15 protein-coding genes are annotated in these 21,986 nt (G+C 48.8%); 8 read left to right on the top strand and 7 right to left on the bottom strand.

Features of this window, described 5'->3' with window-relative positions; all coding sequences use genetic code 11:
* Positions 1–186: 186 nt before the first annotated feature.
* The gene (locus tag NNX04_RS14960) at positions 187–807 is read right to left on the bottom strand and encodes a cation transporter (protein ID WP_151055383.1); all 621 of its coding nucleotides are present in this window, start codon (positions 805–807) and stop codon (positions 187–189) included.
* A 257-nt stretch (positions 808–1,064) separates the two neighbouring features.
* Here NNX04_RS14960 and NNX04_RS14955 point away from each other — a divergent pair, with 257 nt between their 5' ends.
* Positions 1,065–3,611 (top strand): sensor domain-containing protein, encoded by a 2,547-nt coding sequence (locus NNX04_RS14955; RefSeq protein WP_261946310.1) that lies wholly within the window; start codon positions 1,065–1,067, stop codon positions 3,609–3,611.
* A gap of 115 nt (positions 3,612–3,726) precedes the next feature.
* Here NNX04_RS14955 and NNX04_RS14950 read toward each other — a convergent pair whose 3' ends face one another.
* Positions 3,727–4,251, bottom strand: coding sequence for a Crp/Fnr family transcriptional regulator (locus tag NNX04_RS14950; RefSeq protein ID WP_261946309.1), 525 nt, complete (start codon positions 4,249–4,251; stop codon positions 3,727–3,729).
* Between the two features lie 146 nt (positions 4,252–4,397).
* Here NNX04_RS14950 and NNX04_RS14945 point away from each other — a divergent pair, with 146 nt between their 5' ends.
* Both NNX04_RS14945 and NNX04_RS14940 read left to right on the top strand, forming a co-directional pair.
* Positions 4,398–5,135 (top strand): SDR family oxidoreductase, encoded by a 738-nt coding sequence (locus NNX04_RS14945; RefSeq protein ID WP_261946308.1) that lies wholly within the window; start codon positions 4,398–4,400, stop codon positions 5,133–5,135.
* A 25-nt stretch (positions 5,136–5,160) separates the two neighbouring features.
* Positions 5,161–5,823, top strand: coding sequence for a VTT domain-containing protein (locus NNX04_RS14940; protein ID WP_261946307.1), 663 nt, complete (start codon positions 5,161–5,163; stop codon positions 5,821–5,823).
* 137 nt (positions 5,824–5,960) lie between these two features.
* Here NNX04_RS14940 and NNX04_RS14935 read toward each other — a convergent pair whose 3' ends face one another.
* From NNX04_RS14935 to NNX04_RS14920, 4 genes are all read right to left on the bottom strand, one after another.
* Positions 5,961–9,089 (bottom strand): efflux RND transporter permease subunit, encoded by a 3,129-nt coding sequence (locus NNX04_RS14935; RefSeq protein WP_261946306.1) that lies wholly within the window; start codon positions 9,087–9,089, stop codon positions 5,961–5,963.
* Positions 9,090–9,100: 11 nt separating this feature from the next.
* Positions 9,101–10,339, bottom strand: a complete 1,239-nt coding sequence (locus tag NNX04_RS14930; protein ID WP_261946305.1) for an efflux RND transporter periplasmic adaptor subunit — start codon at positions 10,337–10,339, stop codon at positions 9,101–9,103.
* Positions 10,336–11,598, bottom strand: coding sequence for a TolC family protein (locus NNX04_RS14925; RefSeq protein WP_261946304.1), 1,263 nt, complete (start codon positions 11,596–11,598; stop codon positions 10,336–10,338). Before NNX04_RS14925 ends, NNX04_RS14930 begins: the two co-directional genes overlap by 4 nt.
* An 80-nt stretch (positions 11,599–11,678) precedes the next feature.
* Positions 11,679–12,146, bottom strand: coding sequence for a hypothetical protein (locus NNX04_RS14920; protein WP_261946303.1), 468 nt, complete (start codon positions 12,144–12,146; stop codon positions 11,679–11,681).
* A gap of 50 nt (positions 12,147–12,196) precedes the next feature.
* On the opposite strand from NNX04_RS14920, the gene NNX04_RS14915 reads away from it, so the two are divergent.
* From NNX04_RS14915 to NNX04_RS14895, 5 genes are all read left to right on the top strand, one after another.
* Complete coding sequence (locus tag NNX04_RS14915) at positions 12,197–14,716, top strand: cation-translocating P-type ATPase (protein WP_261946302.1); 2,520 nt, start codon at positions 12,197–12,199, stop codon at positions 14,714–14,716.
* 90 nt (positions 14,717–14,806) lie between these two features.
* Positions 14,807–15,217: an MbcA/ParS/Xre antitoxin family protein gene (locus tag NNX04_RS14910; protein ID WP_261946301.1), complete on the top strand. Its 411-nt coding sequence runs from the start codon at positions 14,807–14,809 to the stop codon at positions 15,215–15,217.
* Positions 15,217–15,885 (top strand): RES family NAD+ phosphorylase, encoded by a 669-nt coding sequence (locus tag NNX04_RS14905; protein WP_261946300.1) that lies wholly within the window; start codon positions 15,217–15,219, stop codon positions 15,883–15,885. The genes NNX04_RS14910 and NNX04_RS14905 overlap by 1 nt, the downstream gene beginning before the upstream one ends.
* Positions 15,886–15,923: 38 nt before the next feature.
* Complete coding sequence (locus NNX04_RS14900) at positions 15,924–19,496, top strand: hypothetical protein (protein WP_261946299.1); 3,573 nt, start codon at positions 15,924–15,926, stop codon at positions 19,494–19,496.
* 449 nt (positions 19,497–19,945) lie between these two features.
* Positions 19,946–20,329 carry a GreA/GreB family elongation factor gene (locus NNX04_RS14895; protein ID WP_261946298.1) on the top strand — a complete coding sequence of 128 codons (384 nt, stop codon included), beginning with the start codon at positions 19,946–19,948 and terminating at the stop codon, positions 20,327–20,329.
* A gap of 359 nt (positions 20,330–20,688) precedes the next feature.
* Here the strand turns inward: NNX04_RS14895 and NNX04_RS14890 are convergent, their stop codons facing one another.
* Complete coding sequence (locus NNX04_RS14890; RefSeq protein ID WP_261946297.1) at positions 20,689–21,957, bottom strand: hypothetical protein; 1,269 nt, start codon at positions 21,955–21,957, stop codon at positions 20,689–20,691.
* Between the last annotated feature and the right edge of the window lie 29 nt (positions 21,958–21,986).

Raw genomic sequence — 21,986 nt, 5'->3', positions numbered from 1 at the left:
GCAACACTACCGACAACGACCGCGCTGAACGGTCGCAGAAATACTAAGGGTAAGTTTGACTAAAAGACCATAAAAATATTACAAATAGGACTTAATGAGTGCTTTGGAAACAGCTCAAGTTACGGAAAGGAATCGCAGTCAACCGATGTTTCATTTTGAAACATGGAATTATTTTTATATATAAAATCACCCCTCGCGCGCCAGCTCGCGCCGCGCTTGCCTGATTACCTGCCAGGCCGCCGTCAATGCCAGTGAAGCCATAATCACTGCCACAATTAAATCCGGCCACGCAGTGCCAGTACCAAATACTCCGATAGCCGCAATAATTACGGCGATATTTCCCAGCGCATCGTTGCGGGTACACAACCACACACTGCGCATATTGCTGTCGCCATTGCGATAAGCGTAAAGCAGGATCGCAACCCCTACATTCGCCGCCAGTGCCAGCAGGCCAACCAAACTCATGGTTTGCGCATCAGGCAATACGCCGGTAATCAAATTCCATGCAGCATGAATCAAAATACCAATCCCAAATAACGCCATGGACGCCGCTTTCAATAGCGCCGCTGTTGCGCGCGCCTGCACACTCATCGCCAGCACCCAAATACTAATACCGTAGTTGGCCGCATCGCCAAAAAAATCGATAGCATCCGCCAGCAGCGCAACAGACCCCGAGCGCAAACTGAAAAATATCTCTATCGCAAACATAGACGCATTAACGATTAACGCGATCCACAAAATACGACGGTATTTAGGATCGGGTTTGATGGGTGGTTGGTGATCGTGGTTACAGCAATGGGCGCCCATGGTTAACTCCTCTATATTCCAATGGAACGTTTCAATTTAAGATTCCTTATAAAAAAAATCTAAGGGTAATCGCCAATAAATTATTAATCGAACACTAGTCCACAAGATGGAGAATTGATCTGTCAATAAGCTGACAGAGACAACCTGGTTTCGCTCCCTGATTTTATTTTTCATGCAAACACTGATCGCTACTTATACTAAAACCTGATATCTCTGTGTATTAAGCAGAACCTTCACCACCAATACAAGTATTTCCTATGGAACGTCATCTACTCCGCACACTGGGCGATAATATGCTCGATCTCATCTATGCCAAGGATGAGCAAGGCCGTTTTGTCTATGCCAATTTGGCATTGGTAAATATGACCGGGGCAAAATCTGCAGAGGATATCCTGGGAAAAACCGATTTCGACCTCAACCCCCTCAACGCCGCACAAGCCTATCGCGAAGATGATCAATGGGTGATGCGTTCAGGGCAACCGCTAATGGGGCGCGAAGAACAGCTGACCGATTTCAAAACCGGTGAATTGCGCTGGCATTCTACAAGCAAGGTTCCACTGCGTGATGATGAAGGAAAAATTATTGGCATTATTGGTATTACCCGCGATATTACCCAAATTAAACAAGCGGAATTCAATGCGCGCGACTTGAACGCTGAATTGGAAAAACGTGTAGCCCAGCGCACGGCCGAGCTGAGCGCCATAAGCGCTACCCTTGAGCAAGAGCGCAACTTGATGCGCACGTTGGTCGATGCGGTGCCCGACAGTATTTTTATCAAAGACCTCAACAGCAAATTTTTGTTAGCGAATGAGGCGGTTGCCAGGGGCATGGGCACCACGCCGGAGAACTTGATTGGCAAAGATGATTTTGATTTTTTTCCTCAAGCGATGGCGCAGAATTTTTTTGATGATGAACAAACCATCGTTCGCACCAGTGAAGGATTAGTTAACCGGGAGGAGCTGGCCGTCAATAAAGAGACCGGCAATATGCGCTGGTTTCTCACCACCAAGCTGCCCGTGCGCAACGATAAAGACGAAACCGTCGCGCTGGTGGGTATTGGCCGCGACATCACTTTACGCCGCCGCGCCGAGCGCGCACTGCGTGAAAGTGAAGCACGGTTTCGCAGCCTGATCGAATTATCGTCTGATTGGTACTGGGAGCAAGATGCCGATTTGCAATTTATTGATATCGAAGACCCGAACAATAAATCCAGTTATACACGCGATGAAGTTCTCGGCAAAAGTTTAAAGGACTTAGCTGGCACTGCACTCCTATCCGAATCCTGGATTGAATACGACGACCTGGTGGCCGAGCGCAAGCCGTTTCGTGATTTGGAGCTGCGCCGCGTGGCGGATAACGGTAAAACGTATTTTATTAGTTTGACTGGGCTGCCCGCCTTTGATGAAGAAGGACATTTTCGTGGCTACCGCGGCATTGGGCGCGACATTAGCGATCGCAAACGTTCAGAACAACACATTCACTTTTTAGCGACGCACGATAGTTTAACCTCGCTGCCCAATCGTTTTATGTTTAGCCAGATATTGAATTTAGCGATTGATTCTGCGCATCGCTATCACCGCAAACTCGCTGTTTTTTTTATTGATTTGGATAGATTCAAAAATATTAATGATACCCTCGGCCATGAAGCGGGTGATTATTTACTCTGCGAAATGGCTGCACGCCTGAAGCAATGCTTGCGCGCCAGTGACGTGGTGGGTCGCCTCGGTGGCGACGAATTTGTCGTTATGTTGCCTGAGCCGGAAAACACCGAGCAAATAGCCACTGTTGCACAGAAAATTTTATCTGCATCGCTCGAACCCATCTATATCAATGGCCAGGAGTGTCGCGTGACAGCCAGCATCGGCATTTGTATTTATCCGGATGATGGAAGAGACGAACAAACCCTGATGAAAAATGCCGACATCGCCATGTATCGCGCGAAAGAAGAAGGCAAAAACAATTACCAATTTTATTCTCCCGATATAGAAGCCCGCTCACTGGAGCGCTTAGTGCTGGAAAATAATTTGCGCATGGCGTTAGAGCGCAATGAATTTTTCTTGCACTACCAAGCGAAACGCAATTTACAAACTGGCGAAATTGCCGGAGTTGAGGCGCTAGTGCGCTGGCAACATCCTGAGCTTGGCGTTATCTCACCAGCACAATTTATCCCCCTCGCCGAAGAAACCGGTTTGATTGTCTTAATTGGGCGCTGGGTATTAAAAACTGCCTGCGCACAAAATGTTGCCTGGCAAAAACAAGGTTTACCACCGCTGTGCATGGCCGTGAATTTATCCGTGCGGCAGTTTTTTGATGAACATTTAATTCAGGATGTTGCAGATGCATTAAGTGAATCAGGCATGCAGCCAGCGTTGCTGGAAATGGAAATTACCGAAGGTATGGTGATGCAGGATGCAGAGCGCGCAATCCGCATTCTCACCGCAATCAAAACATTGGGTGTGCGCTTGGCAATTGATGATTTTGGTGTGGGCTATTCATCGCTCGCGCAAATAAAACGCTTCCCCATAGATACCTTAAAAGTGGACAGTTCTTTTATCCGCGATATCCCCCAAAACCGCGAAGACCGCGCCATTACCGAAGCGATTATCGCCATGGGTAGAACCTTGAGTTTAACGGTCATTGCAGAAGGTGTAGAAACCAAAGAGCAAGAAGCGTTTTTGCGTGATCATAACTGCGACCAATCCCAAGGCTACTATTTTAGTAAACCCATATCGCCGGAAGATTTTGTGAGTTTTATGAAAGAACAAGCGAAAAATGACAATGTTTATCCACCCATCCAGGAATAAATAACTAGCGAGAGTGCAGTTCGGTAAATGTCGGGATGGTTTTATTTTTTTAATGCGCCTTTGTTTGCAGCTAGCGCTTATAGTTAACCTCGCAATAATATAATAAACGAATTAATTAAACTAATCCGCAGCGTTTGCGAATTCGGCTCAGAGCGACGGGTGTAATTCCCAAATACTGGGCGATATCCTGTTGGGTAACGCGCGCAACCAGATCCGGTTGGTGTTGGTACAAACGTAAATAGCGCTCTTCAGCTGTCAAACAAAGAAATTCAAATTCTCTCATTTCCTTTTTCATTGTTAACTTTAGCAAAAAATGATTGAGCCACTGGGCTAATTCTGGTTGCTGTGTAATGGCTTCCAACAACGTTGAGGGGTTTATTTCAAATGCAGTGGTTGGTTCCAGAGCCATAATACTAAATGAGCAAGCTTGGCCAGCAACCAGTGCCTGCATACTACCAATCACTTCACCTGCGGATATAAATGACTTGATAAAGACTTTGCCGTGACGTGTGTGGTAGTAAGCTTTCACCAAACCTTCCTGAATAAAAAATAACTTTCCCTGCGTCTGCCCTTGTTGCTGTAACAGACTAGCTTTCTGGAAGTACCGCTTCATGCCCATTGAGGCTAAGTGTTCTTGCATTGGATTGTTTCCTTGAGTATTTCCTGCAGGTGTGCCTATTTTGTGTCAATCCAGATCAAAACCAAACTGATTTATTAACCTAGGTTAATGAATAGAGCTGAAACTCTTTTTAAACTTAGTGGGATCCAATAGCAATAAGTCTCATCATGGAATTACACCAGCGCTCTATTTTGATTACCGGAGGAACCTCTGGAATCGGTTTGGAATTGGTGCGGCAGCTGGCGCCTTGCAATAGGGAAATTATAGTGCTGGCGCGAGATCAGCAAAAACTTGATGAGCTACAAAAATCCTATCCCAATGTAATCACCTATGCTTGTGCCTTAGACCAACAGGGGCGACTCATAGCACAGTTACTAAAAATTCGCGCTATGCATACCGCAATTTCCATTGTTATCAATAATGCAGCTGTGCAATTTCCCGAGCGTTATACGGATGAAAATTTCAATTTCGATTCTATAGCAATAGAAGTTGCCACCAATCTGACTGCGCCTCTGCAAATCTGCTCAATAATGCTAAAGCCTTTAATAGAGCATGAAAAGCCCGCTGCTTTTGTCAATATAAATTCAGGTCTTGCGCTTTTCCCAAAAACATCTTCGGCGGTTTATTGCGCGACTAAAGCGGGCCTGCATAATTTTAGTATTAGCCTTGGCTATCAATTGGAAAAAACGCCAATAAAAGTGATTGACGTTATCTTGCCATTGGTTGATACACCTATGACGAAAGGGCGAGGAAGCGGAAAAATAACTGCCGAACAGGCAGCGCAAGAAATTATAAAAGGCATAGAAAAGGGTAAAGCTGAAATCTATGTAGGCAAAGCAAAATGGCTTCCGTTATTAATGCGTATAGCCCCAGGATTAATGAAAAAAATAATGAAGAATGCATAGGGAAAATTACTACAGAGATTTGTTTATGAAGCAAATGTTGATTATTAGTGCGGTATTGGCAAGTATATTTTCAGCCACTTTTTTCCTAATCAATATAACAGGTATTTTATCTCTTTCGGATATAACCTTATGGTTAACAGTGGCCAGTGAAATACATTCCGGTTACTTGATATTATTGGTGATTGGATTGTTAATTTTGGATCTTTTTATTGCAGTGCCAACAATGAGCGTGTGTATTTTGTCGGGGTATTTTTTAGGTGCGCTAGCGGGGGGCATTTCAGCTGCGATAGGAATGTTATTAACGGGATTGATTGGCTATGTGATTAGTTATTTTTCAGGAGAGCGTTTATTAAGAAAAATTTATCGTAATCCACAGAATATCCAGGATATGCAGCAGGTTTTCATTGCTCACTCCAGTGTTCTAATTTTGTTATGTCGCGCCTTGCCTATATTGCCAGAGCTGGTGATATGTTTGGCGGGCATCAATAAAATGCCGCTTCTAAAATTTTCGGCGCTTTATTCTCTAGCCACCTTGCCTTATGCGTTTATAACTGCGTTTGCAGGTTCGCAGAGCAGCCTCAATGATCCCAAACCCGCTATACTCGCAGCAATAACAGTGTCGCTGATCTTATGGTATTGTTGGTTTTTATTTCTGCGCAATTACCGTATTAAAAATAATATTTTCTAAACGAATAAGTTACTCTCGAACGAAAGGATAGTGGACACTGCACTCCCTTATCGCTGCGCCTGGCAATTTCAGAGATTAAAATCACCATAGCGGCAGCGATCCAATATTGGGTGATAATCCAGCCCGTAATTTCCAAGCTATTGTGCAGTGGATTTTCGATGTACCAGTTCGTATAAAATTGGCAGTACCAACAACGTTAGCAGCGTCGATGAAATAATCCCGCCTATAACCACCGTCGCTAATGGCCGCTGCACTTCCGCACCGATTCCCACGTTAAATGCCATAGGCACAAAGCCCAAACTGGCAACTAATGCGGTCATTAATACGGGACGCAATCGTGTGAGTGCACCTTGAATTATTGCTTCCATTAAATCGCCATGTTCAAGATAAAGCTGGCGAATAAATGCGAGCATCACTAATCCATTTAAGACCGCTATGCCGGACAGTGCAATAAAGCCGACACCGGCGGACATGGACATGGGCATGTCGCGCAGCCAAAGCGCGAGTACGCCGCCGGTGAGTGCGAGTGGGACACCGGTGAAAATAATCAGTGCGTCTTTGATCGAACCAAAAGCCATCACCAATAATGCGATCACCATTAACAGTGTGAGTGGTACGACAATCGCTAAACGTTTGCTCGCTGATTCGAGTTGTTCAAAAGTGCCGCCGTAATCCAACCAATAACCTGCGGGTAATTTTACGTCGCTTGCGATGCGCGTTTGCACTTCGTTCACAAAAGAACCCAAATCGCGGCCGCGCACATTGGCGGTGACGATAACTAGCCGTTTGCCATTTTCTCGGCTGACTTGATTGGGTGCGGGTGCGAGTTCTATAGTGGCGATTTCATTTAGCGGTACAAATCCCAGTTCGGTTTTGATGGGTACTGGCAAGCGCTCTAACGCGGATAAATCGTTGCGCAATTTTTCTGGCAAGCGCACAACCAATTCAAAACGGCGGTCGCCTTCGTAAATTAATCCTGCGCTTTCTCCGGCAATTGCAGTGGCGACTAAATCCTGCAATTCATTAACGGATAATCCGTAGGCAGCGAGTTGGTCGCGTTTGGGGGTTACGGTTAATACGGGCAAACCAGTAACTTGCTCCATACGTGCATCGGCTGCTCCGGGAATTTTTTCGAGCACTTCTAAAATTTCCGCTGCTGACACTTGCAGTTGCGCCAAATCATCGCCAATCACTTTAATACCCAAATCTGAACGCACACCGGAGATAAGTTCGTTAAAACGCATCTGGATCGGTTGGGTGAATTCGTAATTGTTGCCGGGCAATTCGCGCACGGCAGTTTCAATCGCTGCCACTAAATCGGATTTTTCGCGTTTGGGATTGGGCCATTCACTGCGCGGTTTGAAGATCACATAGTTATCGGCAACCGAAGGTGGCATGGGATCGGTGGCGATATCGGCGGTGCCGATTTTGGCAAGGACTTTATCCACTTCCGGAAATTGTTTAATGCGCGCTTCCAGTAATGTTTGCATCGCCACTGCTTGATCCAGACCAGTGCCGGGAATACGCAGTGCATGCAGTGCTATATCGCCTTCGTCCAATTGCGGAATAAATTCCGAACCTAGGCGAGTAGAAAGCCAGATGCTGAATATCACCAACACAACAGAACCACCCAATACCAGGCTGCGCCATTTAAACGCTTGCATTAACAAAGGTTGATAGATTTTTTTTGCCGTTTGCATAAAACGGTTTTCATGTTCGGCGATTTTGCCGTTCATGATTAATGCAATGGCAGCGGGTACAAAAGTGAGTGATAGAATTAATGCGGCGGTTAAGGCAATGACTACGGTAATGGCCATGGGGTGAAACATTTTTCCTTCCACGCCGGTGAGCGTGAAAATCGGCAAGTACACCAGCGTAATAATGCCCACACCAAATAAACTCGGGCGAATCACTTCGCCGGTGGCTTCATAGGCAATTTGCAAACGGGTTTTTACATCCAGCGTACCGCCTCTTTGAGCTTCACCCAACCGGCGAATGCAGTTCTCTACAATAATCACGGCACCGTCCACAATTAAACCAAAATCTAACGCGCCCAAGCTCATCAGGTTGGCAGACACACCGGCTTCCACCATACCGGTAATCGTCATCAACATGGTGATAGGAATTACCGCAGCCGTAATTAATGCAGCGCGCATATTGCCGAGCAATAAAAATAAAACGGCAATTACCAACAGCGCACCTTCAAGCAGATTTTTTTGTACGGTGCTGATGGTTTTATCGACCAGTTGCGTGCGGTCATAAACCGCGACTGCACGAACACCTTCCGGCAATGAGCGATTAATCTCTTCCAATTTAATCGACAATGCGCGCGCGACAGTGCGTGAGTTTTCGCCTTTTAACATCAGTGCAGTGCCAAGCACAGTTTCACGCCCGTTTTGGGTTGCCGCACCGGTGCGCAATTCTTTGCCAACGGCCACTTGCGCGAGATCACCAATGCGCACGGCGACGCCTTTGGGATTGCTCACTATTAAATTTTCGATATCCGCAATGCTGGTTAATTGCCCCGGTGTGCGTACCAATAATTGTTGGCCGCTGCGCTCCAGATAACCGGCACCGCGATTGTCGTTATTGTTTTTCAGCGCGACGACCAGATCCTCCATGGTCAGTCCAAACTGCATCAATTTAGTTGGCTCGGGCGTGATGTGATATTGCCGCGTGTAGCCGCCAATCGCGTTTATTTCTACCACGCCTTTGACTTGCATTAACTGCGGGCGGATCACCCAATCCTGCAATTCACGCAGATAACTTTCATTACTCAGCCCAGCTGAGTCGCTCAGGGCTGATGCATCAAATTTTTCTGGATCATCTATTTCCACGGTGTACATAAAAATTTCGCCGAGACCGGTGGCGATGGGACCCATCACCGGTTCTATGCCATCGGGCAATGCACTGTTAATTTGACCGAGGCGCTCGTTAATGAGATTGCGCGCAAAATAAATATCCGTGCCTTCATCAAATACCACAGTGACTTGCGATAAACCGTAGCGCGAAATTGAGCGGGTGTAGGCGAGCTTCGGCAGACCGGCGAGCGCGGTTTCTACCGGATAGGTGATGCGCTGTTCCGTTTCCAGCGGCGAGTAGCCGGGCGCTTCGGTATTGATTTGCACCTGCACATTGGTGATGTCGGGCACTGCATCAATCGGCAGCCGCTGGTAATTCCATAAGCCGAGAATAATCAGTGCGAGCACAGCGGCGAGCACCAGCCAGCGGCGCGCAATGGCCGCGCGTAAAATCGATTCAATCATGATGCTGCCCCTTAGTGATCGTGTGAGGCGCCGGATTTCTCCAGATCAGCCTTGAGCAAAAAGGAGTTTTCCACCACATAGTTATCACCAACCTTTAGGCCGCTGAGCACTTCAGTGAATTGGCCGTCGCTGCGCCCCAGTTCGAGTGGGCGGATTTCATAGGTGTCGCCTATCTGGATAAACACCACTTGCCAATCGCGGAAGGATTGCAGGGCGCGGTTATCAACCATCAGCGGTACCGGCGTTTGGGCTATATCAACCCAGCCTTCCACCGCTTGGTTGGGCACCCAGTTACCGGCGCTGTTATCGACCGGTGCATGGACTTCCAATGTGGGCGTTTCACCGTGGCGCGGGGTGATGTATTCGGTGCGAGTGATCGCTTGCACACCACCCGCACTAAACGTGATGGTTTGGCCGGTTTTGATTTTGCTGGCATCGGTGGGGAAAGCCTGCAAATGCAGCTCTAATACACGCTCATCGAGCAAGGTAAACAACACGCGATCGGCACTGAATTCACCGGGGTTGGCGTGGCGCTCTACTACCACCCCATCAATTGGCGCATGCAGCGGGTATTCGCGCAGACTCTCGTTGGATTCGACCATCGCCAATACATCGCCTGCTTTTACACGGGTGCCGATGGTCGGTTTTACCGAGCGGATCAAACCGGGGTAACGCGCTTGAATGTGACTCACGCGCAGCGGGTCGGCGACTATGGTGCCGTAAAGTTTGATGCGCTCCTGCAACACGCCCTCTCCCGCAATTGCCGTGGTTAAACCCGAGGCCGCCGCGACTTCGTCGGCCATGGTGACACGCCCTTCGTAGGAGGGATAAGTCCATTGGTGCTGTTGGTTTTGGTAGGTTGCAGTCACTTTCACATCAAAGGAATGGGGCTCTTCCACCACACCCTGGCCGCGCAAAAAATCCTGTTCGGCTTTGAACGCAAAGCGATTCACTGCGCCGCCCAAACGGGTGAGTTGCACTTCCAATTTCCAGTCGCTGGGTTTTAGCGATTTGCCATCCACACTCGCCCAAGCGCGGTATTCGGGCGGTACGTCTTGTTCGAAAATCGCCAGCTCGACCACAAAGTCGCCGTCTTCCAGCAGGCGGCCGTTATGGGCGCCCTTTTGCGGTTCCTCTTCGTGGTGTTCGTCGTGTTCATCCTGGCCGTGGTCGTGATCACCCGATGCAAAAAGGTTTACAGACAAGCCGAAGCTCGCGACTAACAACAGGGTTTTGATAAAAGAATTCATTGGGCTTTCTCCCCTGATTGGGTGGATTGAGCTGAGGCGGATGCGGTGAGCCGCTCCAGTTCAATGCGGGTTTCATGGGCGCGCAGGGCGGCGTCGATCAAGGCGGCGCGGGCTTCAAGCAATTCGCGCTGGGCGAGTGCCAGTTCAAGTGAGCTGTAGCGACCCTGGTCGAAAGCGGCGGCGGTAGCGCGGTTGGCGTCTTGTAGCAGCGGCAGGATTTGGTCGCGCAAGCTGTGCAGCTCGGTGAGTGCCTGGCTGTGGGCGCTGTAGGTTTGATTTAAGCGGGCTTCCAGTTGGACTTTGGCGCTATCGGCTGCGAATGTGGCTGCATCTTGCTCGGCACGTGCCTTGCTGATCGCCCCGCTCGCGCGTTTGCCACTGGCGAGTGGAATATTGATGCCAGCGACCAGCGCGGTGTCATCAGTCGCCTGCAACTGGCGCACTCCGGCACTCCATCCCAAGGTCATTTGCCCCTCGGCTTCCGCTTTGCGCAATTCGGCGGTGCGCAGACGGGTTTCGTCGGCGAGCAGGAGCAAGTCAGGGTTTTGCGCGAGGCGGGTTTGCCAATCAGCAAGGGGGGCGGGGTTAGTAAGTGCAAACAAATCACCTTGGGCGCGGGTGAAATCCGGCGTGCTATCGGCCCAATAAGCGCTAAGTTTTAGTGCCTCGGCCTGTACTTGCTGGCGGGCTCTACTGACCTCCAATGCGGCTTTGGCCTGCGCGGCACGGGCGCGCAATAACTCCTCTTGCGGTGCACGACCGGCTTGAACGCGTTTACTCAAGCTGGCAACCAAGGACTGGGCAAGCTTCTGTGCCTGCTCTTGCACTTGCACTTGCTCTTGCGCCGCAATAAGGGCGATAAAACGGTAATTCACCGCCGCGACCAGATCCAATACCGCCACCCGCTGCTCGGTCGCCAATTGCTGTTGGCGTGCAGTGACGACACCGAGGCGCGCATCGCGCTGGTCGCCCAACTCGATTACCGAAGCAAACGAGAGCGTCAGCTCGGCGCCATCGGCACCGGAAAAATCGCCCGAACCGGCGACATTTTCCAATTCAGAATGCAGGCGCATTTCCGGTCGCAATGCGGCGGTAATCTGTTCACCGGCCAGGGCGGCGCGGCGAAATTGATAGCCCGCCAACTGCGGGTTGTGTTGCAAGCTGGCGCTGAGCGCATCTTGCAGGCTAATGCCTTCGGCGAGTGCCGTGCATGCCAAAGCGCCAACCAACAAAGGCAGCACAAACGAAAATTTGTTCATGGTAAATCCTGTCTGATGTGCCTTAGGGGCACAGAGGTTTTATCAAGGCGCAGTCACATGCGCCCAACGCGATTAAACACTCAGACAGAAACCGGCGGCGCGCGCAGTAAAGGTCGCCAATAGAGGGAAGAGGGAGGATAAAACGGTCGATAAATGCTGGCAAAACCAGCGCGGGGCAGTACCAACAACACCAGCGCCAGGGCAGCGAGCAAAACCAAGCCCAAATCGATTTTGCTCAACTTGGCTAATACCGATTTGCCCAGTTCTATATCCGCGTCCTGATGCACTTCTTCGGGGTGATGGTCATGCACCTCATGGCCATCCAAATGCATATGCACCGAAATCGGCGGCTCCTGCCCATCAAAACAATAATGCCCATGCGCCCCCGCCCAGTTGCTGAGCAACCAGAGGGCAAACGCCAAAAAGGCAACATGAGGTGAAAGTGTGGGCATGGAGTAGAACCAATCGACAAGTGGGGCAAGCATAACGGGGGCCGGTGCAATGGGCAAACCTTTGGTTGCTACCTGATCTACATCATAGACGCCCATCCCATAGCCAACTATGGTTAGTAAATAACCAACCCAATGGAGTGCGCGCGATGAACCCGGATGATCGCCAGGGACTAAGCCACGAACAGGCGGCGCAGCGCCTGCAAAGCGAAGGCCCCAACCAGCTACCCAAAGCCAATAGCCGCAACCTGCTGCGCATTTTTTTGGATGTGCTGCGCGAGCCTATGTTTGCGCTGCTGCTGGGCGGCGGGCTTATCTACTGGCTGCTGGGCGATACCACTGAGGCGCTGTTGCTGCTGGTATTTGCCTCGATCTCAGTGAGTATCACCCTCGTGCAGGAGTCGCGCAGCGAGCGGGTGCTGGAGAGTTTGCGCGACCTGGCCAGCCCGCGCGCGCTGGTGATTCGCAGCGGCGAGCGGTTGACCATCGCCGGCACCCAAGTAGTACGCGGCGATTTACTGGTGGTGAACGAGGGCGACAGGGTGGCGGCAGATGCGCGCCTGCTTAGCGCGCAAGAGCTGCTGGTGGATGAGTCGCTGCTGACCGGCGAATCGGTCGCGGTAGGTAAAATCGCCCAAGCCCCAAATACAGCGGTCGAGGCGATTGCCGACAACCAGCGCCTCTATGCCGGAACCCTGGTGGTGCGCGGCACGGGTATCGCGGAAGTCACCGCCATTGGCTTCAATACTGAAATGGGGCATATAGGCACGGCGCTGCGCAGTATCGACACCGAGCAAGCGCACCTGCAGCAGCAACTGCGCTGGTTAGTGCGCGACTTTGCCTTGATCGGCGCACTCGCCGCTCTGGTGGTGGTAGTGCTTTATGGCCTGCTGCGCGACTCCTGGCTGGAGGCGATTTTGAGTGGCATTGCGATTGGTATGTCGCTGCTGCCGGAGGAGTTCCCGCTGGTGATGGCAGTATTTATGGCCATGGGCGCCTGGCGCATTTCCCAAGCGCGGGTGCTGACGCGCCGCGCCGCGAGCATTGAAACTCTGGGTGCCACCACCGTGCTCTGCACCGACAAAACCGGCACCCTCACCCAAAACCGCATGACCCTGATGGCGCTGGTGGGCGCAAGCCACAACTGGTACGCCGCCGCGCAACAACCGCTGGACGATAGCGGCAAAACCCTGCTGGATGCCGCCTTACTCGCCTGCCCGCTGGTGCCGAGCGACCCGATGGATGTGGCGGTACACCGGCTGGCGCAGAGCCACGCCGAACTGACTCGTTTACAAGGTGCTGCCCTGCTGCGCGCCTATGGCCTGCGCCCGGATTTATTTGCCACCACCAATATCCTCCAGCACCCCGGCGACAGTAACCTGCATGCTTACAGCAAGGGGGCACTGGAAGCTATCGCCCAACTCTGCCACTTAAGCGCTGAACAACTGGCGCCGCTGACCGCGCAAGCCAATGAACTGGCCTGCGAGGGAATGCGGGTATTGGCCGTCGCCCAAGCCGCTGTACCGGCGGGCGGGCTGCCCGAATCACCGCGCGCACTGCAGTTTCACTACCTTGGGCTGCTGGCGTTTGCCGACCCGCTGCGCGAGTCAGTACCCGCTGCGGTGGCCGAATGCCAATCTGCCGGTATTCGGGTGATTATGATTACCGGCGACTACGCCACCACCGCCAGCGCCATCGCCCTGCAAGCCGGGTTGCCGCCCAGCGAGGTCTTGGTGGGCGACCAGTTGGAACAGCTGAGCGATGCGGAACTGGCCGAGCGGGTTAAAAGCGTTTCAATTTTTGCGCGCATCCGCCCCCAGCAAAAATTGCGGCTGGTGCAAAGCCTGAAAGCCAACGGCGAGATCGTCGCCATGACTGGCGATGGCGTGAACGATGCGCCCGCCATTAAAGCCGCGCATATCGGCATCGCCATGGGCGGGCGCGGCACCGATGTCGCGCGCGAAGCCTCCTCTATAGTGCTGCTGGACGACGACTTCGGCTCCATCGTCAAAACCATCCGCCTCGGCCGCCGCATTTACGACAACCTGCGCAAAGCCATCGAATTTATCGTGGCGGTACACATCCCCATCGCCGGCCTCGCCATACTGCCGCTACTGATGGGGCTGCCGATGATGCTCACCCCGATTCACATCGCCTTTCTGGAAATGGTGATAGACCCAGCCTGCTCGGTGGTATTTGAGGCCGAGCAGGAAGAGGAGGATGTAATGAACCGCCCACCGCGCGACCCGCAAACACCGCTGTTGGTGGGCGAACGCATTGGCTGGGCGATAATCCAGGGCACTGTCACCCTGGGTTTACTCGCCGCCCTCCTGTTCGGCGGCGCCAGCCTGAATATGCCGGAAGACGACCTGCGCGCTCTGGTATTTGGCGCGCTGGTGCTGTTCAACATGGGGCTGATCCTCATCAACCGCAGCTTCCGCGCCTCCCTCGCGAGCGCCTTTTTGCGCCCCAATCGCTCACTGTGGATTCTGCTCAGCGGTGTCAGCCTCACCCTTGCCATCGCCGTGGGCTGGCCGCCCGCACAGCAATTGTTCAGTTTCGGCAGCTTCCACTGGAATGAGTTTTTGGTGTGTATCGCACTGGGTGTGGTGAGTTTGCTGGTGTTGGAGGGGGTTAAGTTGGTGTGGTTTAGGAAGAAATTAGCCTAAGTAAAACCGTTCAAATCTTATATTTTTCATTGAATATGTTCACTTTTGAACATACATTAATAGCAGGATGTAAAACCGGAGTTAATCAGTATGAATGCCGTACACCCACTTCCCGCTATTGATGACGCCCAGATGAGCCGCGTGGCAGTGAAACTATTCTTTGGTATTACCGAAGAATGGAGCCTGACCGATGAACAGCGCTGCACCCTTGCCGGGCTCGGCACTCGCACCACCCTGCACAATTGGCGGCAAAAATTAGCGGCAGGTGAGCCGATCAAATTGGGCAGAGACACGCTTGAACGTTTGTCTTACCTCGCCGGAATCTACAAAGCTGTGCAGCTCTTGTTTGCTGATCCAGCCCAATGGCAAAACTGGGTGCGCAAACCCAATCGGGATTTTGGCGGTGCCTCGGCATTGCAACGTATGTTGGGTGGGCGAGTAGTGGATTTGGTGGACGTGCGCCGCTATTTGGATGGCTGGCGCGGTGAGGTTTATGTTTGATGACAGCACCTATGCACTACAAGGAAGTTCACAGCAATACCTATCGCCTGATCCCCAGCCACTTCCCACCCATCGCCCTGTTTGAAAACCTGCTCGATCCCACCGAGCTGGATGCCGCCTATGCACTCGAAAGCCTGACCAATGATCGCCTGCAAGATCAAGCGGGCAATATTACCTTGGTCGCCCCTGAAGACCGGGTGACCGGCCCAGGTACCACCGCGATTATGGCCGCCTTCACCCACACCGGAATTCCCAGTCGTTTTACCGATGGCCGCTTTGGCATCTACTACGCCGGTTTGAATTTGGAAACCGCGCTAGCCGAAGCGCGCTTTAGCCGCGCGCGATTTTTACACGCGACCAATGAGCCGCCGCAAATGCTCACCCTGCGCTGCTACAGCTGCGAAGTGCATACACAATTAGTGGATCTCCGCGCTGATCCGCAGGTGCACAACTCCGATAGCTTTGCCTACGCCCAAGCCATAGGGCGACAACTAAAAGCCCAAAACGAAATGGGAATTTTGTATCAATCGGTTCGCCATGCAGGTGGTGAATGTATTGCAGCTCTGCGCCCGAAAGCCTTGACACCACCGGCGATTCAAGCGGGGCATTACCAGTTTTATTGGGATGGGAATTTGATAACGCATGTATTGGCGGTGGCGGAAGTCTAATGAGCATCATCAGAAAAATTTGATTACGAGGTAACACAGTGAGTAAGAAAATTAAACAACTAAGTAATCCAATCTCTACCGGTGGTGGCGGTGTTCATTTTGAAGCGCATATTCAGTCAAGTTTTGTAGTATTAATGCTTACCGGTGGATACGCGCCGTGTTTACCTTGTTGGCCGATCAAAAAAGTTAAACTTCAAGGAAAAATTGAAGGATATGACACAGATGATCTTATCGTGGTTGTTGAAAACGAACAGACTGGCGAAAACAGAAAGCTATTAAGTCAAGTGAAACGCTCGATAGCTTTTACAATTGGAAATGAAATCCTTGGTGAGGTAATTATTGCGGCGTGGTCTGACTTCAATAAACAGAATTTATTTGATCGAAAGAAAGATGTGATTGCGCTGATTACGGGACCTGTAAGCGCATCAGATCAACAAAATGTTCAATGGCTTTTGAATCATGCCAAACAAACTAATGATTCCGTCGATTTCTTCAGGGATGTTGAACAGGCGAACTTTAGCCCTTCAAAAGCTAAAGAAAAATTAAATGTTTTTCGTCATCATTTAAAAAATGCAAAAAATGGCGCTGATATATCAGACGATGAACTATATGAGTTTATGAATTGTTTTTACTTACTGGGCTATGATCTTGGAGAAGAAACAGGAGTTTTACTACCATTACTTCATTCACATTTATCTCAATTCCAACAACAAAATGCCAGAACAATATGGGGGAGAGTTGTTGAATTTGTTCAAACAAGAAACCAACATGCGGGAAGCATAACTCCCGATAAATTACCAGATGACATAATTGAATTATTCAAACGAAAGCCAAGCATTGAGCAAATACCAGTAGATCTAAAACCAATTAAGATTATAGAGGACGTCAATTGGCAGTCTCACCAACATCGCTATCAGCTTGCACTAGTTATCCTGTTGGGTGGATGGGATGAGAAAAATACCAATGACAACGCCATGATGAGCAAACTGCTGGGTATCAGTTATGAAGACTGGCTACCAAAAGCACGAGACATTCTTCATCAACCAAATTCTCCTTTAAAGTTGAAAAATGGCATTTGGACTGTTACCCAAAAAGAGGAGCTGTTGGGAATCTTAGGTTCTCAAATTCTGGATGCTGATATAGAAAAATTTAAAACCATCGCTATCGAAGTTTTAAAGGAACAAAATCCCGCTTTTGAGTTACCCGAAGACCAGCGTTATGCTGCAAACGCTTATGGAAAGGTCTTCAAATATTCTGGCGTTATTCGTCAAGGCATTGCGGAAGGTCTTGCTTTAATTGGAAATCAATCGAAACAATTTACAAAATGCTCTTTAGGTAACGTAGAGACTACCGCATTGTTGATAGTGAGAGAACTACTTAGTGAAGCTCCATGGCAACAATGGGCATCCATTAATAATTTTCTTCCTGATTTGGCAGAAGCGGCGCCAACCGAATTTCTGAGGCAGATTGATAACGCCCTTTTGCAAACACCCTGCGTGTTCGATTCAATTTTTGCTCAAGAAGGTAACGGCCTCACAGGCAGTAACTATATGACAGGTCTCCTATGGGCATTGGAAGGTTTAGCTTGGGAAGAGCAATACCTTGTAAGGGTGTGCTGCATTCTCGCTGAATTGGCTGCCCGCGATCCAGGTGGCAGATGGTCAAATAGACCAGCCAACTCGATTGTTACTATTTTACTTCCTTGGCTACCTCAAACCTTAGCAAACATAGAGAAACGAAAAGTTGCAGTACAAACAATTGTGTCGGAAACACCTAATGTCGGATGGAAATTGTTGTTGAAGTTGTTGCCAGGTCAACATCAAACATCTACAGGATCTCACAAGCCTAAGTGGCGAAAAATAATTATAGATACTGTGGAAACGGCCATATCTCGCAAAGATTATTGGGAACAAGCTTCTTTTCATGCAGATCTTATTGTTAAAGAGGCTCAAGGAAACTTTGATTATTTATTAGAGTTAATAAATCACTTGGGCCATCTTCCTCAGCCAGCTTTTGATACTTTTATTAAATTTCTGTCTTCAGATGAAATACAAAAAGAATCAGATAGAAATAAACGCTTGCTTTGGGATAAGTTAACTTTATTCACTAAAAAACATAGAAAGTTTTCTGATGCTGATTGGGCTCTCTCCGATAAATCACTAGTGCAAATTGAAGACATTGCTAAAAAGGTACAGCCAAGCGATCCACTAAATCTATACCAATATCTATTTTCGAGTGGAGACTACGACCTTTATGAAGAAAAAGGTAACTGGGATGTTCAGAGAGAAAAACTGGATGAAAAACGGCAGCAGGCAATAAAAAATTTGCTGTCTGAACTAGGTCTGAAAGGAGTCATTGATTTCATCGGCGTTGTCTCATCGCCTGAATCAGTTGGGAGCGCATTAGGATTCATTGCCGATAATGATATAGATAAAAAATTATTACCTACTTATCTTGGCTTAGATGAGCAAAAATATAATAAATTTATAGCTTCATATTTATGGCGACGCCGCTATATTCATGGTTGGGAATGGGCAGACAATCTTTCTAAAGCTGATTGGACAAAAGAACAGCTGAGTGAGTTCCTGTCATATCTACCATTTGAGAAAAACGCATGGCAAAGAGCGCACAAGTGGTTACAAGGTGCTGAAAACGAATATTGGATCAGAACATCTGCTAATAGTTACGACACAAATGATGGTCTAGATTATGCCGTCGAAAAATTGATTCAATACGGGCGGCCACGCACTGCCCTAAATTGCATTAGCAAATTGGTTTATGAAAAAAAGCCGATAAGTAACAATGTTTGTATTCGCGCATTAATGGCTGCTATTAATTCAAATGAGCCAGAAAACACTTTATCTCAATATAATATTATTGAGCTAATAAAACACTTACAGCTAGACCCATCAATTGATGAAACAGATTTATTTCGAGTTGAATGGGCTTATTTACCATTACTGGACGGTTATAGTGGAGCAAAACCTACTTTACTTGAATACAAACTTGCCGGTGACCCCAATTTTTTCTGCGAATTAATTCAACTTGTTTATCGCTCAAAAAATGATGATTTCAATAGTGGAGAAATATCCGAGGATAAAAGGGCAATTGCTAAAAATGCTTGGGATTTACTCTATCAATGGCATACCCCACCGGGTACAACTAAAGACGGTAGCTTTAATCCTAAGCTGTTCAAGAACTGGATTATCAAAGTTAAAGAGGAATGTCGAAGATCTGGCCATTTTGAAGTGGCTATGATGACTGTTGGTAACGTTCTTATAAATTCTCCAAAAGATGAATCTGGTCTGTGGATTCATCGTGATATAGCAAGCGAGCTAAATAGTAAAGAAACGGAAGAAATGCGCAACGGTTACGCCACGGGCGCTTTTAACTCGCGAGGAGCCCACATAGTTGACCCAACCGGGAAACCAGAAAAAGAATTAGCAGAACAATTTCACCAAAAGGCCGAATCTGCTGAAAATGAAGGTTACTATCGCTTTTCAGTGACCCTCAAAGGAATAGCGGATAGCTACGAACGCCAAGCCGAAAGAATTATCTCTGATTACAGCGATGAAAATCAGGAGCCCGATGCACACATTGATGAGAAATAAAGCAGATCGTCGCCACGGTGTGGCGACAATTAACCATGAAGTTCTGCAAGATTTCTCCCCAACACACAGATTGTCGCATCGCTGATGCGACAATTGCCTATGAAATTTATGAAGATATTCCAACAATCGAATAAACCGAATCACTTAATTTCCGCAAATCCTAAGATTGTCTACTCACCGAGTAGACAATTAAGCAGGAAACACTGGATTATCGTACGCCTTGGTTGACTTAAATTTTATCGGGGCTATGATTGGCCTTGTCGAATTTATTTTTGTTACTGAAATTATGTTTTCTTTACTGCGTTTCATCCTTAAAAGAGTTTCTCTCGCCTTTCCCCTCTAATCGAGCGGTTATTGCGCTCGTCTGTTTTTCTATTTCCATTTGATTAAATTCACTTAAAACATTTTTTATGTTTTGAGTTGTTATTTTATTGTGCTGGAGAAATAAATTGTCCACCCAATACTTCAATCGTTTGAAAAAACGGCTGAGCGATTGTGCTCGTCAACACTATTTGCATCTCCCTTGGAGCATGAATTTAAACGCGGTCGAATTATTAACGCTGTTTACCACGCTGGAACAAAGTGCTGCGGGCATGGGCGCACACACGCGGCGGATTGCTATCGGGCATAAAGTGACTGTGTTTGATGTGCAGGAAAAAGAAATCATCACACTGGTGTTAACTAATCCACGGGACAGTAATCCTGAAAAGGGTTTTATCTCCTGTTTCTCACCCTTGGGGCGGCAACTGATTGGTCGCAGGCCGGGTGATGTCATCGATATAAAAATATTCGGCCGAACGGCGATATTTCGCGTTATTCGTATTGAACATTAATGTGTGCATTAACGATAAATGAATAGAGGAGTAAGGGCCCATGCATGTTGCAAACTGCTGCCCGCTGTAGGCGATGCTATAGCGAAATAGATACCCGACCAGCTTCTGCAAATAACCCAGCGGCATTATGCGCAGAAGTGCTATTGATCAGGAGTACACCCCATGTCTAAAGAGAAAGTAAAAAAAGAACCGCAAAAATCATTGAAAGATAAACGACGCGATAAAAAAGATAAGCGTGCCAACAAATCCATACTGAGCAGTTAATGATTTTAAGCTGTAGTTAACACTATAGCTAAACCCGTGCAGCCATTTTGCGCACTCGTTACTGAGTGCGCTTTTTTTCATTATTGATAACGCCTTTATCCCGCTACAAACACCGGTGCAAAACCGCCGCCTTGGGTGCGGAAGTTGGTGGTTTGGCCTTGGTATAAACGCGCGGCGAGCAGTTGGATTTTTCCTTCATACACATAGGCGCGAATATCCATTTTTAATGCGGTTTTCTCCTCGTCCACCAGAATACCTCGCTCGCTGGGCGGCACCTGCAATTGCGCAACATAATCGCCCTGCAAAACTTCCTCCCATACACGTTTGGTAATTTTGTCGCCGCGATAAGCGGCTTTACTGCCGTAACCGCTAGCGGGTTTAAAAAATAACTGTTTGCGTTGCTGCCATAAATTTTCTGCATTGTCAGCGCTGACTAACTGGGTGCGGGGAATTCCCGCGAGCAGGGTTTTTATATCCTCAGGGTCTGCACCAAATTCGTTGAGTTTTGTTTTATCGCTGAGCAACGCTAAATTGCGTTTGTCGGCATAAAGCGCGTGGTGATGAGGGCTGGGTGTGAGCACCACCGCATTATGTTCATAAGCCGCACGCAGTGAATGGTTGGATAAATGTGCAAGCGAAAAATCTGTGAGGCGGTTGTAAACCAAATCAATTACTTGATCCTGATAACAGAGTTGTTTATTGAGCAATTGCAATTCACGCGGATCAACAACCAGGGTTTTGATACCGGCACGCTCAAGTACACTTTGCGCCAACAAAAATTCCGGATACAAAAATTGCGCACTGGGGTTTTCATCCACTATGGCAATACAGCGCAATGGTTGCTCGCCGCGCGCCAGCTGCCACTCTTGTAAAAACATGGCGACAAATTCGGCATCCAACTGCGGCGGCAGCAATACCGGCAGCGCACCAGCGGCATTGCAACAGGCAGTTTGTGCACTGAGTAGTGCTGCATTTAAAAAAGCACCGCCGGCGTTGGTATTGATTTCAATAATCTGCGGTCCGGCATCGCTCATATGAAAATCAAACCCCATAAACACACCGGCAGTGAGCGATGGCCGTTGTGCAATTGCCGGGGCATTATTTAATACCTGCTGCTGATAGGCAGGCAATGCCGTCACACGCATTACCGCTTGCACCAGGGTTTGTAACTGTTGCCATTGCGCGGGGGAAATAAACGTTGCGGTCTGGGAAAATAATTGCGCCTCGTGCCGCAAGACTTCTGCCGGCAGCGCTTGAGCTTGCAGGCTGGCAAGCAGTTGGTCGCGGTTAAGGGTTTTGCAAAAACACGCGCGATTTAATAATTCAGCCGCTGAACTGCAATCACAGGGATTATCACGATTCATAGCGCACCCGAATTGATTGAGAGGAATAA

This window comes from Cellvibrio sp. QJXJ (assembly GCF_024452345.1).
Classification (GTDB): Bacteria; Pseudomonadota; Gammaproteobacteria; order Pseudomonadales; family Cellvibrionaceae; genus Cellvibrio.
The sequence above is the reverse complement of the archived record's forward strand: the minus strand, read 5'-3'. Positions and strand labels throughout refer to the sequence as shown.

Bases quoted from the DNA above. Each gene is read 5' to 3' on its own strand.
- NNX04_RS14960 (WP_151055383.1), bottom strand. From the start codon at position 807: ATGGGCGCCCATTGCTGTAACCACGATCACCAACCACCCATCAAACCC.
- NNX04_RS14955 (WP_261946310.1), top strand. From the start codon at position 1,065: ATGGAACGTCATCTACTCCGCACACTGGGCGATAATATGCTCGATCTC.
- NNX04_RS14950 (WP_261946309.1), bottom strand. From the start codon at position 4,251: ATGCAAGAACACTTAGCCTCAATGGGCATGAAGCGGTACTTCCAGAAA.
- NNX04_RS14945 (WP_261946308.1), top strand. From the start codon at position 4,398: ATGGAATTACACCAGCGCTCTATTTTGATTACCGGAGGAACCTCTGGA.
- NNX04_RS14940 (WP_261946307.1), top strand. From the start codon at position 5,161: ATGAAGCAAATGTTGATTATTAGTGCGGTATTGGCAAGTATATTTTCA.
- NNX04_RS14935 (WP_261946306.1), bottom strand. From the start codon at position 9,089: ATGATTGAATCGATTTTACGCGCGGCCATTGCGCGCCGCTGGCTGGTG.
- NNX04_RS14930 (WP_261946305.1), bottom strand. From the start codon at position 10,339: ATGAATTCTTTTATCAAAACCCTGTTGTTAGTCGCGAGCTTCGGCTTG.
- NNX04_RS14925 (WP_261946304.1), bottom strand. From the start codon at position 11,598: ATGAACAAATTTTCGTTTGTGCTGCCTTTGTTGGTTGGCGCTTTGGCA.
- NNX04_RS14920 (WP_261946303.1), bottom strand. From the start codon at position 12,146: ATGGGCGTCTATGATGTAGATCAGGTAGCAACCAAAGGTTTGCCCATT.
- NNX04_RS14915 (WP_261946302.1), top strand. From the start codon at position 12,197: ATGAACCCGGATGATCGCCAGGGACTAAGCCACGAACAGGCGGCGCAG.
- NNX04_RS14910 (WP_261946301.1), top strand. From the start codon at position 14,807: ATGAATGCCGTACACCCACTTCCCGCTATTGATGACGCCCAGATGAGC.
- NNX04_RS14905 (WP_261946300.1), top strand. From the start codon at position 15,217: ATGACAGCACCTATGCACTACAAGGAAGTTCACAGCAATACCTATCGC.
- NNX04_RS14890 (WP_261946297.1), bottom strand. From the start codon at position 21,957: ATGAATCGTGATAATCCCTGTGATTGCAGTTCAGCGGCTGAATTATTA.